The sequence below is a fragment of the Pararhodobacter zhoushanensis genome, from assembly GCF_003990445.1.
GTDB classification, from domain to species: Bacteria; Pseudomonadota; Alphaproteobacteria; order Rhodobacterales; family Rhodobacteraceae; genus Pararhodobacter; species Pararhodobacter zhoushanensis.
This window is the reverse complement of the sequence record NZ_REEZ01000014.1, coordinates 83,063-100,203: the sequence shown is the minus strand read 5'-3', so window position 1 is coordinate 100,203 and position 17,141 is coordinate 83,063. Positions and strand designations below refer to the sequence as shown.

Sequence of the window (17,141 nt, the reverse complement as noted above, 5' to 3'; positions counted from 1 at the left end):
CATGACCGTCCCCCTCTCACAAGCCAACCTGACCGCCCTGCCCGAGAGCGTCGCCGCACCCGGCTATGACCGCGCGGCCCTCACGCCCGGCATCCTGCATTTCGGCGTCGGCAATTTTCACCGCGCGCATCAGGCGATGTATCTGGACCGGCTGTTTGCGCAGGGCCAGTCGCTGGACTGGGCGCTGGTCGGCGCCGGTGTGTTCGAAGGCGAGAAAAAGGGCCGTGCCGTGCTGCAGGCGCAGGACTGGCTGACCACGCTGGTCGAGCAAGAGGCCGATCACTCGACCGCCCGCGTGCTGGGCTCGATGATCGACTACCTCGAACCCGCCGACGCCCCGGCAATCATCGCCCGCATGACGCAGGCCGATATCCGCATCGTCTCGCTGACGATCACCGAGGGCGGGTATTTTCTGGATTCGAAAGACCGCTTCGATCCGACCCACCCCGCGATTGTCGCGGATGCCGTCAGCCCCGCATCCCCCAAGACCGCCTTCGGCATGATGATTGCCGCGCTCAAGGCCCGGCGCGCGGCGGGCACGCCTCCGTTTACCGTCATGTGCTGCGATAACATCCCGCATAACGGCGTGGTGACGCGCAACGCGCTTTGCGGGCTGGCCCGGCTCAGCGATCCGGGTTTCGCGGACTGGATCGCCGCCAATGTCGCCTTCCCCAACGCCATGGTTGATCGCATCACCCCCGCCACCGGCGATCGCGAGCGGGCCATTCTGGCGCAGGACTTCGGTGTCCAAGACGGCTGGCCGGTCTTCTGCGAGGGCTTCACGCAATGGGTGCTCGAGGACAACTTCCCCCTCGGCCGCCCCCAGCTGGAAGCCGTCGGCGCGCAATTCGTCGACGACGTTGCCCCGTTTGAGCTGATGAAGTTGCGCATCCTGAACGGCGGGCACGCGGTCATCGCCTATCCCGCCGGGCTGATGGACATACACTTTGTCCACGAGGCCATGGAACACCCCCTGATCCGCGCCTTCCTGCATAAGATCGAGCAAACCGAGATCGTCCCGCAGGTGCCCCCGGTCCCCGACACCAACCTGCCCGCCTATGTCTCGCTGATCGAACGGCGGTTCTCGAACCCCAAGATCGGCGATACGGTGCGCCGCTTGTGTCTGGACGGCTCGAACCGGCAGCCGAAATTCATCATCCCCACCCTGCGCGACGCGCTCAAGAACGGCGGCGCGTATAGCGGTCTGGCGCTGGAATGCGCGCTCTGGGCGCGCTACTGTGCCGGGGTGACGGATTCAGGTGCCACCATCGACCCCAATGACCCCAACTGGGACCGTCTGGTTCCGGTGGCGCAGCAGGCGCGCCGTCGCCCGCAGGCATGGCTGGAACAGGACGCGATCTATGGCGATCTGGCCGAACACGCGGGCTTTGCCGCACAGTTTGCCCATTGGCTGCATAGGCTCTGGCAGGATGGCACCGCGAAAACCCTGACCCGCTACGTCGAGTCCGGCTGAGATGCCCCCGGGGCTGGTGATCTTCGATTGCGACGGGGTTCTGGTCGACAGCGAGACGATCTCGCTGTCGGTGATGCTGTCTGTGCTGGCCGAAGCGGGGTGCATCCTGACCCCGCAGGAAGGCTACGCGCATTTTCTGGGCAAATCGCTGGGCAGCGTCGGCGAATGGCTCAAGCGCGAGCGCGGTGTAACGCTGACCGACACGCTGCTGGCCGAGATGCGCCACCGCCTGCTGTCGCGGTTCGAGGCCGAGCTGCAGCCGATCCCCGGCGTGGCTGAAGCAATCACGGCGCTGGACCTGCCCGTCTGCGTCGCCTCCAGCAGCCAGCCCGACCGCATCCGCCTGTCGCTGCGCGTGACCGGCCTGCTGCCGCTGTTCGAGCCGCAGATTTTCAGCGCGACCATGGTCGCCAACGGTAAACCTGCGCCCGATCTGTTCCTGCTCGCCGCCCGCACCCTGGGCGTCGATCCTGCCGATTGCGTGGTGATCGAGGACAGCCCTGCCGGCCTGACCGCCGCCCGCGCTGCCGGCATGCGCGCGGTCGGTTTTGTCGGGGGCGCGCATGCGGAACCCGCAAACCTGCGACTTGAGGTTGAAAAACTCGCGCCAGAGTCCATCATCAGCACCATGGCCGACCTGCCCGCGGTGATCCGGGGATTCGGCTAAGGGTGGAGACAATGACAGCCTATCTGTGCGCCGTGGATGTCGGGACGCTGAGCGCCCGCGCGGGTGTTTTTGACACCGCGGGACGGATGCTGTCGCGCGCGGTGGCCGAGATCATCGTCCACGACGCGCCGGGCCAGCGGGCCGAGTATGCCTCGGACCAGATCTGGCAAGCGGTCTGCGCGGCGACCCGCGACGCGGTGGCCCAAGCGGGCGTGGACCCGACAACGATTCGCGCGCTGGGGTTTGATGCGACCTGTTCGCTGGTGCTGCGCGACCGTGACGGCGCGCCGCTGGCGCTGGGGCCGGACGGGCGCGACACGATCGCATGGTACGACCACCGCGCTCATGACGAAGCGCTGATCTGCACCGCAACCGGCCACCGGCTCATCGACCATCTTGGCGGCGCGATGTCGCCCGAAATGCAGACGCCCAAGCTGCTCTGGCTCAAACGCCACCGGCCCGATCTGTGGTCGCAGCTTGGGTCCGCCCGCGATCTGGCGGATCATCTGACCAGCCGCGCGACGGGCAGTCCGGCGGCCTCGGCCTGCTCCTTGGCGACGAAATGGCCGTATCTGCCTGAGCACGGCGGCTGGCAGCGCGATTTTCTGGCGCAGATCGGGCTTGACGACCTGACCGACCGCGCCGCCCTGCCCGACCATGCCATCGCCGTTGGCCAAGCCATCGGCGGGCTGACCGCTCAAGCCGCCGCCGATCTGGGCCTTGCCCCCGGCACGCCCGTCGCCGCCGGGATGATCGACGCCTATGCCGGCGCGCTGGGTACACTGGGCCTGAAGCCTGACACCGCGCCCGAACAGCGCCTGACCCTGATCGCCGGCACCTCGAACTGCATCATGGCGATCACCACCCGCCCGCTCTTTGCGCGCGGCATCTGGGGGCCGTCGCTGGGCACCGTCCTGCCCGGCCACTGGACCAGCGAAGGCGGGCAATCGGCGGCGGGGGCTGCGCTGGACTATGTGCTCGACAGCTGGCCTTTGACGGAACTGGATGCCCGCCCCGACCACAACGAGGTGCTCGGGCGGATCGGGGTCCTGCTCGCTGAGCACGGCCCCGCTCTGGGCCGCGAGATCGACGTTCTGCCCGATTTCAACGGCAACCGCTCGCCGCTTTCAGATGCCACCGCGCGCGCGGTGATCAGCGGGCTGGGGCTGGAGCGCAGCTTTGACGCGCTGTGCACGCTTTACTGGCGCACCGCTGTGGCGCTGGCCTTGGGCGTGCGTCAGATCATCGAGCACCTGAACGGCCCCGACCCGGCGGGCAATCGCCCGGCCGAAACGCTGGCCATCGCGGGCGGGCTGGCGCGCACGACGATCCTGAAGCAACTTTTCGCCGATGTGACCGGCCTGAAAATCCTGCGGTCCGAAGCCGAGGATACCGTCCTGCTGGGCACCGCCATCGCAGCCAGCGTCGCGGGCGGGGTACAGCCGGACCTTGCCAGCGCAGCGCGCGCGATGACCGAACTGGCCACCGTGCTCAGCCCCGACCCCGCGCGGCGCGCAGCCTTTGACCGCGATTATGCGGTGATGCTGCGTCTGCAAGCGCAGCGGGCCGAGCTGGCCGCGCTCAAGGCACAGCGCTGACCCTTGCCCGCACTGCCCGGCGTGGCTAAATTGCCCCCTTGGACCCCGCAGGAGGCCGCCGAATGCCCAGCCAGCGCAAAACCCGCGGCCCCGGCCGCACCACGCGCGACGACTGGATGCAGGCGGCGCTGGCGCTGCTGATTGCCGAGGGTGTCGAAAGCGTCAAGGTTCTGAGACTGGCAGACCAGCTCGACTGCGCGCGCTCCAGTTTTTACTGGTTTTTCAAGGACCGGGGCGAGCTGCTTGAGGCGCTTCTGGAGTATTGGGAAGCCACCAACACCAGCGCCCTGATCGCCGCCACACGCCGCCCCTCGGACACCATCACCCAGGCGCTGGGGCATCTTTATGCGACATGGGAAGCCCCCGGCGGGTTCGATAGCCGCCTCGATTTCGCCATCCGGGGCTGGGCCAGTCGCGATCCTGACGTGCGCGCGCGCCTGTCAGCCTGCGACGATGCGCGGATCGCGGCGCTGGCAGGCATGTTCGAGCGTCACGGCTTTGCAGCCACCGAAGCCGATGTGCGGGGCCGGATCGTGTATTTCACCCAGATCGGCTATGCGACTGTCGATCAACACGAAAGTGCCGCGCTGCGCGCCTCGCGCGGGCGCGACTACGTGACCTGTCTGACGGGGCACGAGCCGCGCGAGGGTGATCTGGCGCTGGCCTATGCCGCAATCCGCGACGCCCCCAAGGCCTGAAACGAATAGGGCGGGCCCGAAGGCCCGCCAGCGTCGACCATTGGGCATCGACAATCAGAAGTGGAAGGAAACGCGCAGGCGGACCGACTGGTCATCCACCGAGAGCTGGTCACCGATGCCGACACTGCCGCCGTCCAGATTGCGCACGACATATTCAAGGCCGAGCACAACCGAGTCGGTCGCCGCATAGTCAACGCCGAGTCCGTAGGTAACGCCCGTCAGGTCATAGGAAGCGCCGCTGTAGGTCTGCGATGCGTAGCCCAGCGATGCCGAGACCAACACACGGTCAAACGCATAGCCGACACGGGCGCGCGCTTCGGCGATATTGCCGATGAAAAAGCCGGGGAAATTGACGAACTCGCCGTCAAAGCGGGTGTAGCCCAGCTCGCCGCCAAATACCAAGCCGCCATGCTGCCACTGATAGCCACCAAAGACGCCAAAGCCGGACGATGAATCGAACGGGTCATCATTGGCCGAACCGGCCGTGGATGAGCCGCGCGGCGACATTGAGCCGACCTGAAGGCCTACATACGCGCCCGACCAGTCATAGGCCGCTGGTGCCGTGTAAACGGTGACCGGGGGCGGCGGCGTGTAGGGCACCGGTCCGGTGGCCAGCGCGGCGCCCGCCGACAGAGCGAGAATTGCAAACGGGGCCGTGAACTGGATGAGACGCATGTGATATCTCCTTGAGCTTGGACGGTCAGCAAGAAATGAAGAAAATTGAGGGATTGTATCGTCAGAGTGTGCCTCTGAGTCGTCCCCGGCTCAAATCACGTTCAATTAGTCGCCAAAATTAGCGTATCTTCCGCCCTGCTGTCGGCAAAAATGCCGCAGCCCTTTCTCAGGGTGCTCACATTCCCGAGCAACCTCTGGCGATCGACCTTGCCGCTAAAGGTTTCTCTCCGCTGAATTTCCCGGCTTGCTGTCTGTGGTCAGCATCGTAGTCTTTGCCCATCCGCGCGGCTCAGTCAGGAGACCTCATGACCCATCTTGCCCCCCGCCCCTGGGTTCCCGCCCTTGCTGAAACCCGCGTACAAGCGCTTGCCACCACCACGGCAACCTCGGAAAGCGGGACAATCGATGCGCGGATCGAAGCGCTGATTCAGCGAAACCAGCAGATCCACGAACGCGATTGCTTCAACTTGAACCCCGCCACCAACGTGATGAACCCGCGCGCCGAGGCGGCGCTGGCGCGGGGTCTGGGATCGCGCCCGTCGCTGGGCTATCCGGGCGACAAATACGAGATGGGCTTGCAGGCCATCGAGGAAATCGAGGTGATCGCCGCCGAACTGGCCGCCGAGATCTTCAACGCCAGCCATGTCGAAATCCGCGTCGCGTCGGGCGCGCTGGCCAACCTCTATGGCTTCATGGCGCTGGCCAAACCGGGCGATGCGATCATCGCCCCGCCGGGCAGCATCGGCGGGCATGTCACCCATCACGCCGACGGTTGCGCAGGGCTTTACGGGCTGATCACCCACCCCGCCCCGGTCAACGCCGACGGCTATACCGTCGATCTGGACGCCCTGCGCGATCTGGCACTGCGGGTGCGGCCCAAGATCATCACCATTGGCGGCTCGCTGAACCTGTTCGCGCATCCCGTGGCCGAGATCCGCGCGATTGCAGATGAGGTGGGCGCGAAAGTCCTGTTCGACGCCGCCCACCAATGCGGAATCATCGCCGGCGGGGCCTGGGCCAACCCGTTGGATCAGGGCGCGCATCTGATGACGATGAGCACCTATAAATCGCTGGGTGGCCCCGCAGGCGGATTGATCGTCACCCGCGACGCCGCAATTGCCGAGCGGCTGGATGCCATCGCCTTCCCCGGCCTGACCGCCAATTTTGACGCCGGAAAATCAGCGGCGCTGGCGATCTCGCTTCTGGACTGGCGGGACCATGGCCGGGCCTATGCGCAGAGGATGATCGACACGGCGCAGGCCTTCGCAACGGCGCTGGCAAAGGCCGGGCTGCCGGTCTTCGCCGCCGAGCGGGGCTTCACCACCTCGCACCAGTTCGCGGTCGAGGCGGCAGCGTTTGGCGGCGGTCAGGCGGCCTCCAAAACGTTGGAAAAGGCCGGGTTTCTGGCCTGCGGCATCGGTCTGCCAATTGATCCGGTGGCGGGCGACATGAACGGGCTTCGCATCGGCACGCCCGAGCTGGTGCGCTGGGGCGTAACGGTGGATGACATCCCCGAAATCGCGGCGCTGGTCGCCGAGGCGCTGCGCTCGAACGATCCGGCATCGCTGGCCCCCCGGACGAAGGCGCTGCGCGCGCGCTTCGACCGGCTGCACTTTATCCGCTGATCACGGGTTGGCGGGCGCCTCCTGCCTGCCACCCAGCAGCCGCAACAACCCGTCACGCGCCTGATCGCGGAGCGCATCTTCCGGCGTCTGCGCCTCGCCCTCGGGCGTGGTGCCACCGCCCAGACGGTCGGCCAGTTCCTGCTCGACGCGCGACCGGGCCTGATCCTGCAGACGCTGAATCTCTTCCTGCGCGCGGGCCTCCAGACGGGCACGCTCTTCGGCCAGACGCTGCTCGGCCAGCCCCTCAAGATCGAGCCGGTAGCGCGGGGCCGACCACGGGCCGGTGATCAACAGCGGGACACGCAGCGCCTCGCCGGTCTCGGCGTTGCGCATCGCTTCGGGGGTGACGCGGTAGTTCAGCGTCTGGTTGCCCAGATCGACCGTGCCATTGCCGCCAACGCCCAGAAGCGGCGCTTCCAGCCGCAGGTCATTGTTGGTCAGCACGCCATTGGCCATGGTGAAGCTGGCGCCGATGCTCTCATAGATCGTCGAATTGCCCGCCCCCAGAGCCGAGGCATCGAGGTTACGCAGCATCGCCGACAGATCAAACCCAAGGATCTCGCCCGCGCCGAAGGCAATCGTGCCCTGCCCTTCAAGCGAGCGCATGATCGCGTCCACTGACTGCCCGGACCCGAGGAACCGCAGATCCGCCGACGCGGTGCCGCTCAGCCGCTCGAACCCGACAGCCTGATGCAACGCCGCCAGCAGGCTCACCCCGCGCAACGCGACCGTGCCGCCAACAGACAAGCCGTTGCGGTTGTTGGCGACCAGGTCGCCCGACAGGGTGCCGTCAAAGGCGCGGATCTCGTTGATGCCCAGCACCGCGCGGGCGCGGTCGATGGTCAGCGACCCACGGGTCGAATCGATCATGCCGAACCCGGTGTTCACCGGCCCCAGCGTCAGGCCGATCTGCGCGTTGGCCAGCGCCAGCGCCGAGGCGTCGATGCGCGACGTCGGCCAGCCCGCAGCGCCGCCGCTGCCGCCCGAACCGCCGCTCTCGCCGCCGGTGAAACCGGTCAGATCCAGCGTATCGGCGCTGATCTGCCCCGCGATATTCGGGCGGTCCCCGTCAAACGTCGTGTCCAGCGCCAGCCGCAGCCGGTTCGAGCCGATGCCGAGCACGCCTTCGCGCAGATGCAGGCTGCCCGCCGGGGCCAGCGTCAGCTGACCGCCCAGCGTCAGCGGCCGCGCGGCGCCGGGAATCGGCTCGCCGCCCTCGGCCCCTGCCAGTTGCAGCGCCGGTCCCAGACGGCTGATGTCGATGCTCAGACGCCCCTCGGCCGCGACAGGTTCCAGCCCCAGACGCCCCTCGAACGAGCCCTGCGCGCCATCGGCGGAAATCGAGGCGCTGACCGCGACCACATCGCCCGCCAGCAGCGCCGAAACCGAGCCGAGGCGCGCGTTGATCTCTCCCTCTTGCCCGTTGCGGTCCACCGAAATGCGCAGCGTCGCGGCACCGCCGCTTTCGGGCATGGTCAGGTCGATGCTGACGCCCTGCACCGTCACATCCGTGCCCGCCGCGCGGTCGATATAGCGCAGCGATGCCCCCTCGATCTGCGCGCGGTCCAAGGAGATCGGGGGCAACGAGGCGCGGGTGCCGGTCTCTGTCGTAGCGGCGGACTGGTCGCCGATTCCGGCAAACATCCAGTTGCCAACGCCCGAAGCATCACGTTCCAGCACGATCTGCGGTGAGCGGGCCTCGAACCGACGCACGACCAGATTGCCCTGAATCAGTGCCGACAGGTCAACGCCCAGATCGACCGAGTCCGCCACCAGCATCGGCCCTGCATCCGAGCCCGCGATATTGGCCAGCGTCACACCCTCAACCCGCGCGCCCAGCACCGGCCAGAAGGTTGGCGTCACGTCACCCGAGATGGTCAGCGAGCGGCCCGTCGCCGCCTCGAACTGCCGCGCCGCAAGGTTGGCGATGCGCTCGGCGGGCAGCAGAAACAGTGCCGCCACGGCCATCACGACCAGCACAACCACAACCCCCAGAAGCCTGATGATCAAGCGCATTTTTACTCTCCGGGCAAACATGTACAGGGCCATGATAGCAGCCGCTGTTCGCGGCACAAGCCGCGCTGTCTCACAGGTGCGGGACTTTGCCAGCCCCCTTTCCAGCGGCGCAAAGCCGTCGCATGATGGGGCATGACGTCAACCCATCCCCTGCGCCGCTTTGCCGCCCGCGTGACCGGGCAAGCCATCGTGCTTTTCGCCCGCGCGATCACCGCCGTTCATGCCGACTGGCGGGGCGTCGGCCCCTCGCCCCGCCAGCGGGTCTATTTCGCCAACCATGTATCCAACGCCGATATGCCGATGATCTGGTCGGTCCTGCCGCATCACATGCGCCTGCAGACCCGCCCGGTCGCGGCGGCGGATTACTGGCTCAAGAGCAAGCTGCGCGCCTTTGCCGGGGGTGACGTGTTCCGCGCCGTGCTGATCGACCGGCGGCCCGATCAGCGCACCGATGACCCGATGGCGGCGATCAATCAGGCGCTGAGCGACGGCGACTCGCTGATCATCTTCCCCGAAGGCCTGCGCAACCAGACGGCCGAGCCCCTGCTGCCGTTCAAATCCGGCCTCTATAACATGGCCAAAGCGCATCCCGGCGTCGAACTGGTGCCGACGTGGATCGCCAATCTCAATTCAGTCATGCCCAAGGGCGAGGTGATCCCCCTCCCCCTGATGTGCAAGGTGATCTTCGGTGAGCCGGTCGCGCTGGCCGCCGATGAGGAACGGGCAGCCTTTTTGAGCCGCGCTGCCGCCGCCCTGCTGGCGCTGAAACCCGAGGAGCGCGCATGAGCCCGATCCTGCGCGATATTTTCCTGCTCGGCCTTTGTGTGGGGCTGGTTCTACTGGCGCTGACCATCATCGGCGAGCGCATGCGCGCCCGCTTCCCCAAACCCGACCCGGCGGTCGAGGTCTTCATGACCCGCATCGACAGCTGGTGGGCGATGGTGGTGCTGTTCACGCTGACCATGCTTGCCGGACGCTGGGCGATGGTCCTTCTGTTCGCCGTCGCCTCGTTTGCCGCGCTGCGCGAGTTCTACACGTACTCGTCGCGCACACGCGCCGATCACCTGTCGCTGGCCCTGGCCTTCTACCTTATCCTGCCCGCGCAATTCCTCTTTGTTTTCTTTGACATACAGCGCCTTTTTGCGGTGTTTATCCCGGTCTACATCTTCCTGTTGCTGCCCTTCGTGTCGGTCCTGCGCGGTTCGACCGAAAGGTTCCTCAGCCGGGTTTCCGAAACCCAATGGGGCCTGATGATCGCGGTCTATTGCCTCAGCCACATCCCGGCGCTGATGTGGCTGGAGCTGCCGGGTTACGACGGGCGCGGCATGCTGCTGATCGCCTTTCTGGTGCTGGTGGTGCAGACCGGCGATCTGGTCGATTTCTATATGGGCCGGCGCTCGGGCTGGCGGCGGATCGTGCCGGATCTGTCACCCAAGACCTGGGGCGGCGCGATCTGGGGGATCGTGGCGGCGGCGGTTCTGGGGCTGGCGCTGTTCTGGATCACCCCCTTTGGTCCGTTGGCCGCCGCTGCCATGGCCGCGCTCGCCTCGGCCTCGGGTCAGGTCGGCAATCTGGTGCTGCGCGCCATCAAGCGCGACCGGGGCCTGCGCGACTGGTCGCATCTGATCCCCGGTCAGGGCGGGTTTCTTGATCAGCTCGACAGCGTGATCTTTGCCGCGCCCGCGTTCTTCCACCTGACGCGGCTGTGGTGGCTGGCGACGTGACCCGCCTGCCGCCACGTTGCGCTTGCCCTGCGCGCACGGCCCTGCCAGCCTGAGCCCGCATGAGGGAGGAAACCATGTCCGAAGACCGCGTTACCATCGCCATCGAGGACGGCATCGCCGAAGTCACCCTGAACCGCCCCGACAAGCTGAACGCTTTCGATGCGGCGATGTTCGCGGCGGTCAGTGCGGCGGGCGACCGGCTGATGACAGAGCCGGGCCTGCGCGCGGTGATCCTGACCGGCGCGGGCCGCGGGTTCTGCGCCGGGATCGACACCTCGATGCTGATGGAGTTCGCCCAGGATCTCGACGCGCTCAGGGCCGAGATCGTCTCGCCCCCCGGTGGCCGCGCCGCCAACCGTTTCCAGCACCCCTGCACGGTCTGGGCTGATCTGCCCGTCCCGGTGATCGCCGCGCTGCACGGTGTGACTTACGGCGCGGGGATGCAGCTGGCACTGGGGGCCGACATCCGCATCGCCGCGCCCGACACCCAGCTGAGCATCATGGAAACCCGCTGGGGCCTGATCCCCGACATGGGCCTGACCAAGCTGCTGCCCGGCCTGATGCGCGCCGATCAGGCGCTGGAACTGATCCTGAGCGCCCGCGTCGTTGTGGCCTCCGAGGCACAGGCGCTGGGACTGATCACGCGTCTGGCCGACGACCCGCTCGCCGCCGCCCGCGACGCCGCCCGCGCCATCGCCGCCCGCAGTCCTGAAGCCACGCGCGGTGCCAAGGCACTGGTCCGCGCCTCTTGGCCCGGCAGCGACGAGCAACTGGCGCTGGAAGCGCGCCTGCAAGCGGCGATCATCGGCTCGCCCAACCAGATGGAAGCCGTGATGGCCGGCATGCAAAAACGTGCCGCGAAATTTACCTGATCGACACCAAAGCCGCGATAGACATCGGATCAGCAGACGCGGGGTGGTCGGTTTAGCAAGATCTGCTAGGCTGGCCCTCCCACTCCCTAATGCCAGAGGACCGGCATGATCTCGTCGTTGATGCGGTATTCGACCTTCATTCTGTGCGCCGTGCTGACCGTTGTGTCGGCGCTGCTGTTGATCTGGTCCTGGTGGTTCGCAATTCCGCTGGCGATCTTCGGGGCGCTGACCGCCATCGGCGTGCAGGACATGATGCAGGTCCACCACGCCATTCTGCGCAACTACCCGGTGCTCGGGCACATGCGCTACCTGTTCGAGATGATCCGCCCCGAGATCCGCCAGTACCTGCTGGAAGACGACGATGCCGAGGTTCCCTTCTCGCGCGAAGACCGCAACATCGTCTACCAGCGCGCCAAGAACGTCGAAGACAAACGCCCCTTCGGCACCAAGGAAAAGGTGTATGGCGCGGGCTATCAGTGGCTGACGCACTCGATCCGCCCAAAGAAGATCACCAACCACGATTTTCGCGTGCATGTTGGCGGGCCGGACTGCAAGCAACCTTATGATTTGTCGCTGTATAACATCTCGGCGATGAGCTTTGGCGCGCTCAGCGCCAACGCGATCCTGGCACTGAACAAAGGCGCCAAGATACAGGGATTCGCCCATGACACCGGCGAAGGCGGCATCAGCCGCTATCACCGTGAAGGCGGCGGCGACCTGATTTATGAGATTGGCACCGGCTATTTCGGTTGCCGCTCGGCCGAGGGACGCTTTGACCCGGAAAAATTCCGTCAGGTCGCGGCGGATCCGCAGGTAAAGATGATCGAAATCAAGATGAGTCAGGGTGCCAAGCCCGGTCAGGGCGGCATCCTGCCCGCCGCCAAGATCACCGCCGAAATCGCCGAGGCGCGCGGCGTGCCGATGGGCGTCGACTGCCACTCGCCCGACGCCCATTCGGCGTTTGAGACCCCGATCGAGATGATGGAGTTCATCGCCCGCCTGCGCGACCTGAGCGGCGGCAAGCCGATCGGCTTCAAGTTGTGCCTTGGCCACCGGCGCGAATTCATGTGCATTGTCAAAGCCATGCTGAAAACTGGCGTCACCCCGGACTTTATCGTGGTGGATGGGAAGGAAGGCGGCACCGGCGCGGCTCCGCTGGAATTCGCCAACCACATGGGCATGCCGCTGGTTGAGGGGCTGACCTTTGTCCACAACGCCCTGCGCGGCGCGGGACTGCGCGAGAAGGTCAAGATCGGGGCGTCGGCCAAGCTGATCCACGCTTTCGATATTGCCAAGGCACTGGCGCTGGGGGCCGACTGGGCCAACTCGGCGCGCGGCTTCATGTTCTCGATTGGGTGCATTCAGGCGCAAGCCTGTCACACCAACCACTGCCCCACCGGCGTCGCCACCCAGGACCCGGCCCGCCAACGCGCGCTGGTGGTTGTCGACAAGGCCGAGCGGGTGGCGAATTTCCACCGCAACACGATGAAGGCGCTGGGGGATATGGCCGGTGCGGCGGGGCTGTCGCACCCGTCCGACTTTCTGCCCTGGCACCTGCTGATGCGCGAAAACGACCGTGACATGGTCACGGGTGAAGACGTCTATCCCTATATGCCCGTTGGCTTTTTGCTGCGCGAGGATGACGAGCGTTTCGGCTATATGAAGCGCTGGCGCCGCGCCAGCGCCGACAGTTTCGAGCCGTTTGACGAAGGCGTCTGAGCCTCAGAACCTCTCGCCCGGGACCACGACCTTTTGGAGCAACGTGACCAAAAGGTCGCGTTCATCTGGTGCCAACGGCGCAAGAAGCCGCGCGTTAACCGCCTGACCGACCCCGCGCAACGCGGATGCCAGTGCGCGCGCAGCGTCCGTCGGCACGATACGGTGCGTCCGGCGCGAGGCTGGGTCGGGCTGCCTGATCACCAGTCCCGACGCTTCCAGCCCATCCAGATGACGGCTGATCTTCCACGCAGGCATGGCAAAGATCGTCCCCAGCTCGGTTTGCGTCAGGCCTTCAGCCTCAAGCGTGGCCATCAGCAAGGCGAATTGTCCCAGCGTCACACCATGCGATGCCAGATCCGCCTCCATCTCGGCCTCGAACCGGCGAGACAAGCGCTGGATAAGCCAGCCGGGGCTGGCGTGACGGACGGCTTTGGAGGCGTTTTCATTCATGCCGACGATCTACGTCAAATCGTTTGCTTGCGCAACATTTGCAATTGCAAATGTTGCGTAATTGAGTCATCCTGATCTGACCCCAGATCTGGAGAACCTTATGCCCGCCCGTTATCATCCTGTCCTCGTCACCCTGCATTGGCTGATTGCCCTGCTGCTCCTGATGGCCCTGATCGCTGGCACGCTGGTGCTGGACGACATGCCCAATACGGCACCCGGCAAAACGGACGCACTGCGCATCCACGCGATCATGGGTGTCGGCATCGGCGTCCTGATGCTGATCCGTCTGGCCGTCCGCCTGACCACCCGCCACCCGGCCCCTGCAAAGTCCGGCATCGCGCTGGCCGACCGGCTCGCCCCGCTGGCGCATTGGGCGCTTTATGCGCTGGTGCTCGGGATGGTTGGCTCGGGTATTGCCATGGCGGTTCAGTCGGGTTTGGGCGACGCGCTGTTTGGCGATGGCACCCTGCCCGAGACGTTTCACACGCTCTTTGCGCGCGGCGTGCATGGTCTGCTGGCAACGCTGCTGATCCTCACCATCGCCCTTCATATTCTGGCGGCGCTCTACCACGTGAGCGTGCGCCGCGACGGGCTGCTACGCCGGATGTGGTTCGGCGCGCGCTAAGAGGCGGGGGGCCAGCCCCCCGCGCCCCCCGCCTAAGGGGGGAGCACGCTCCCCCCTTAGGAAACCCCCCGTGGATACTTAGCGACAGATGATGGGGGCTTTGCGGCGCGCGGTCGGCGGCGTATAGGGCGTTTATGAGTCAGAACCCGCCCAGCCTCCGCCCCGACCTTGCCCCGCGTGCCCTGATCAAGGACGCGCCGCGCGCAGGCCAGCCCACCATCGGCATGGTCAGCCTTGGCTGCCCCAAGGCGCTGGTCGATTCCGAGCGCATCCTGACCCGGCTGCGGGCCGAAGGCTATGCGATCAGCCCCGATTATCAGGGCGCGGATGCGGTCATCGTCAACACCTGCGGTTTTCTGGACAGCGCCAAGGCCGAGAGCCTTGATGCCATCGGCGAGGCCCTGCGCGAGAACGGCAAGGTGATCGTCACCGGCTGTCTGGGCGCCGAGCCCGAGTACATCACCGGCGCGCATCCCAAGGTGATGGCCGTCACCGGCCCGCATCAATACGAGCAGGTTTTGGACGCCGTGCACGATGCCGTGCCGCCGTCGCCCGATCCGTTCATCGACCTGCTGCCGGCCAGCGGGGTCAGTCTGACTCCAAGACATTTCAGCTATCTTAAGATTTCCGAGGGCTGTAACCACAAGTGCAAGTTCTGCATCATCCCCGACATGCGTGGCCGTCTGGTCAGCCGTCCGGCGCATGCGGTGATCCGTGAGGCGGAAAAGCTGGTGGCAGCAGGCGTCAAGGAACTGCTGGTGATCAGTCAGGACACCTCGGCTTACGGCGTCGATATCAAGCACGCCGAAGATCGCGGACACCGGGCGCATATCACCGATCTGGCGCGTGATCTGGGATCGCTGGGCGCCTGGGTCCGTTTGCATTACGTCTATCCCTATCCGCATGTGCGCGACCTGATCCCGCTGATGGCCGAAGGCTTGGTGCTGCCCTATCTGGACATCCCGTTCCAGCACGCCCACCCCGAGACCCTGAAGCGCATGGCGCGACCGGCGGCGGCGGCCAAGACGCTGGACGAGATCGCCCGCTGGCGTGCCGATTGCCCGGACATCACCCTGCGCTCGACCTTCATCGTCGGCTATCCCGGTGAAACGGAAGAAGAATTCCAGACACTGCTTGACTGGATGGACGAAGCGCAGCTCGACCGGGTAGGCTGCTTTCAGTACGAGGACGTCAAGGGCGCGCGCTCGAACGCGCTGCCCGATCACGTGCCCGCCGAGGTCAAGCAGGAACGCTGGGACCGCTTCATGGAGAAAGCTCAGGCGATTTCCGAGGCCAAGCTGGAGGCCAAGGTCGGCCGGGTGCTGCCTGTGATCGTGGACGAGGTCGACGACGAGGGCGCGACCTGCCGCACACAGGCCGATGCGCCCGAGATCGACGGCAACCTCTTCATTGACGAAGGGTTCGAAGGCCTCGCCCCCGGCGATATCGTCAATGTGGAAGTGGAAGAGGCATCGGACTATGATCTCTGGGGCCGGATTGTTGAGTAAGTGACAAAACGCGGGAGATCCGCCCAAATGTCTGGCCATTAACCGCTCCATCCATGGCGTCAGACCGGAGACACCCATGATCCACGCCGCAACGCCAGAAGACCTCGACCGCCTTTTGCCGATGGTTCACGCGCTCTCGGCGCATCACGGTGACCCTGAGGCCTGCACCCGCGAGGCGCTGGAGCGCGATCTGTTCGGGCCGGACGCCTTTGTGACCGTGCTGCTGGCCGAGGCGGGTTACACCGCCCTCTACCCCACCGCGCAACTGCATTGGGGCGTGCGCGGCATGGAGATGCATCATCTCTTCGTCCAGCCCCATCAGCGCGGCACCGGTTTGGGCAAGGCACTGGTGCAGGCTGCTGTCGACCACGCCAAGGCGCACGGCGCGCGCTATCTCAGTCTGGGCACCCACCCCGACAACGCAAAAGCGCGGGACTTTTACGCAGCACTGAGGTTCGAGAGCATTGATCCCGGTCCAAGGCTGCGCCTCAAGTTCTGACTTGCACCTCCGCCGTGACAAAGCCAGTCTGCCGCAAAATCACGGAGGACTCCCATGCCCAAGGCCTATTGGATCGCCCATGTCGATGTCACCGACCCCGACATCTATGCCAAATACCGCGAGGCCAATGCCGTGGCCTTCGCGAAATACGGCGCGCGCTTCATCGTGCGGGGTGCGCCGCAGATCGTGCGTGAAGGGCAGAGCCGCGCGCGGACCGTGGTGATCGAGTTCGCGGATCTGGCCACGGCAACGGCCTGTTTCGACTCGCCCGAGTATCAAGCGGCCAAGGCGATCCGCGATCCGATTTCAACGGCGGATCTGGTGATCGTTGAGGGGTATGAGGGCTAGCCAAGCCCCGCGCCCCGGCCTATACCGGCGCCGTTCCAGCGACGGATAAAGCCCATGCGCAGCGCGACCATTTCCCGCAAGACCGCCGAGACCGAAATCAAGGTCACGCTCACTCTGGATGGCTCTGGCCAGTACGACAACCAGACGGGGGTGGGCTTTTTCGACCATATGCTCGACCAGTTGGCGCGCCACGCGCTGTTTGACATGACTGTGCAGGCCGATGGCGATCTGCACATCGACGACCACCACACGGTCGAGGATACCGGCATCGCCATCGGTCAGGCACTGGCCAAGGCGCTGGCCGACAAGCGCGGCATCCGGCGCTATGGTGAATGCAGTCTGGCGATGGACGACGCGCAGGTACGCTGTGCGCTGGACCTGTCGGGCCGCCCGTTTCTGGTGTGGAACGTCGACATCCCGACGCAGAAGATCGGCACTTTCGATACAGAGCTGGTGCGCGAGTTCTTTCAGGCGCTCAGCACCCATGGCGGCATCACGCTGCATCTGGATCAGGTGCACGGCTTCAACAGCCACCACATCGCCGAGGCCACCTTCAAAGCCGTCGCCCGCGCCCTGCGCGACGCCTGCGAGATCGACCCGCGCAAGGCCGACGCCGTGCCTTCGACCAAGGGCACGCTGTAAC

At 65.9% G+C, this 17,141-nt stretch carries 17 protein-coding genes; 14 read left to right on the top strand and 3 right to left on the bottom strand.

Annotated features, from left to right (window positions below):
• Position 1: 1 nt before the first annotated feature.
• From EAE28_RS21240 to EAE28_RS21225, 4 genes are all read left to right on the top strand, one after another.
• Positions 2 to 1,474 carry a mannitol dehydrogenase family protein gene (locus EAE28_RS21240; RefSeq protein ID WP_127110055.1) on the top strand — a complete coding sequence of 491 codons (1,473 nt, stop codon included), beginning with the start codon at positions 2 to 4 and terminating at the stop codon, positions 1,472 to 1,474.
• A 1-nt stretch (position 1,475) separates the two neighbouring features.
• Positions 1,476 to 2,141 (top strand): HAD family hydrolase, encoded by a 666-nt coding sequence (locus EAE28_RS21235; protein ID WP_127110053.1) that lies wholly within the window; start codon positions 1,476 to 1,478, stop codon positions 2,139 to 2,141.
• A gap of 11 nt (positions 2,142 to 2,152) precedes the next feature.
• Positions 2,153 to 3,739 carry an FGGY-family carbohydrate kinase gene (locus tag EAE28_RS21230; RefSeq protein WP_127110051.1) on the top strand — a complete coding sequence of 529 codons (1,587 nt, stop codon included), beginning with the start codon at positions 2,153 to 2,155 and terminating at the stop codon, positions 3,737 to 3,739.
• A gap of 62 nt (positions 3,740 to 3,801) precedes the next feature.
• Complete coding sequence (locus EAE28_RS21225) at positions 3,802 to 4,437, top strand: TetR/AcrR family transcriptional regulator (protein WP_127110049.1); 636 nt, start codon at positions 3,802 to 3,804, stop codon at positions 4,435 to 4,437.
• Between the two features lie 54 nt (positions 4,438 to 4,491).
• On the opposite strand, the gene EAE28_RS21220 is transcribed toward EAE28_RS21225, so the two are convergent.
• Positions 4,492 to 5,112, bottom strand: a complete 621-nt coding sequence (locus EAE28_RS21220) for an outer membrane protein (protein ID WP_127110047.1) — start codon at positions 5,110 to 5,112, stop codon at positions 4,492 to 4,494.
• Positions 5,113 to 5,417: 305 nt separating this feature from the next.
• On the opposite strand from EAE28_RS21220, the gene EAE28_RS21215 reads away from it, so the two are divergent.
• On the top strand, positions 5,418 to 6,737 hold the full coding sequence (locus tag EAE28_RS21215; protein ID WP_127110045.1) for a serine hydroxymethyltransferase: 1,320 nt from the start codon (positions 5,418 to 5,420) through the stop codon (positions 6,735 to 6,737).
• On the opposite strand, the gene EAE28_RS21210 is transcribed toward EAE28_RS21215, so the two are convergent.
• Positions 6,738 to 8,753, bottom strand: a complete 2,016-nt coding sequence (locus tag EAE28_RS21210; RefSeq protein ID WP_164736731.1) for an AsmA family protein — start codon at positions 8,751 to 8,753, stop codon at positions 6,738 to 6,740. It abuts the gene before it with no gap.
• 132 nt (positions 8,754 to 8,885) lie between these two features.
• Here EAE28_RS21210 and EAE28_RS21205 point away from each other — a divergent pair, with 132 nt between their 5' ends.
• From EAE28_RS21205 to EAE28_RS21190, 4 genes are all read left to right on the top strand, one after another.
• On the top strand, positions 8,886 to 9,539 hold the full coding sequence (locus tag EAE28_RS21205; RefSeq protein WP_127110041.1) for a lysophospholipid acyltransferase family protein: 654 nt from the start codon (positions 8,886 to 8,888) through the stop codon (positions 9,537 to 9,539).
• On the top strand, positions 9,536 to 10,477 hold the full coding sequence (locus EAE28_RS21200) for a phosphatidate cytidylyltransferase (protein ID WP_127110039.1): 942 nt from the start codon (positions 9,536 to 9,538) through the stop codon (positions 10,475 to 10,477). The genes EAE28_RS21205 and EAE28_RS21200 overlap by 4 nt, the downstream gene beginning before the upstream one ends.
• Positions 10,478 to 10,551: 74 nt before the next feature.
• Positions 10,552 to 11,349, top strand: coding sequence for a crotonase/enoyl-CoA hydratase family protein (locus tag EAE28_RS21195; protein WP_127110037.1), 798 nt, complete (start codon positions 10,552 to 10,554; stop codon positions 11,347 to 11,349).
• 105 nt (positions 11,350 to 11,454) lie between these two features.
• On the top strand, positions 11,455 to 13,068 hold the full coding sequence (locus EAE28_RS21190) for an FMN-binding glutamate synthase family protein (RefSeq protein ID WP_127110035.1): 1,614 nt from the start codon (positions 11,455 to 11,457) through the stop codon (positions 13,066 to 13,068).
• Positions 13,069 to 13,071: 3 nt separating this feature from the next.
• Here EAE28_RS21190 and EAE28_RS21185 read toward each other — a convergent pair whose 3' ends face one another.
• Complete coding sequence (locus EAE28_RS21185) at positions 13,072 to 13,518, bottom strand: MarR family winged helix-turn-helix transcriptional regulator (protein ID WP_127110033.1); 447 nt, start codon at positions 13,516 to 13,518, stop codon at positions 13,072 to 13,074.
• A gap of 100 nt (positions 13,519 to 13,618) precedes the next feature.
• On the opposite strand from EAE28_RS21185, the gene EAE28_RS21180 reads away from it, so the two are divergent.
• From EAE28_RS21180 to hisB, 5 genes are all read left to right on the top strand, one after another.
• Positions 13,619 to 14,143, top strand: coding sequence for a cytochrome b (locus tag EAE28_RS21180; RefSeq protein ID WP_127110031.1), 525 nt, complete (start codon positions 13,619 to 13,621; stop codon positions 14,141 to 14,143).
• 134 nt (positions 14,144 to 14,277) lie between these two features.
• The gene (gene rimO, locus EAE28_RS21175; protein WP_127110029.1) at positions 14,278 to 15,651 is read left to right on the top strand and encodes a 30S ribosomal protein S12 methylthiotransferase RimO; all 1,374 of its coding nucleotides are present in this window, start codon (positions 14,278 to 14,280) and stop codon (positions 15,649 to 15,651) included.
• A gap of 76 nt (positions 15,652 to 15,727) precedes the next feature.
• A complete protein-coding gene (locus EAE28_RS21170) occupies positions 15,728 to 16,150 on the top strand; it encodes a GNAT family N-acetyltransferase (protein WP_127110027.1) in 423 nt (140 codons plus the stop codon).
• Between the two features lie 54 nt (positions 16,151 to 16,204).
• Complete coding sequence (locus tag EAE28_RS21165) at positions 16,205 to 16,498, top strand: DUF1330 domain-containing protein (RefSeq protein WP_127110025.1); 294 nt, start codon at positions 16,205 to 16,207, stop codon at positions 16,496 to 16,498.
• 54 nt (positions 16,499 to 16,552) lie between these two features.
• The gene (gene hisB / locus EAE28_RS21160; protein WP_127110023.1) at positions 16,553 to 17,140 is read left to right on the top strand and encodes an imidazoleglycerol-phosphate dehydratase HisB; all 588 of its coding nucleotides are present in this window, start codon (positions 16,553 to 16,555) and stop codon (positions 17,138 to 17,140) included.
• Position 17,141 lies beyond the last annotated feature (1 nt).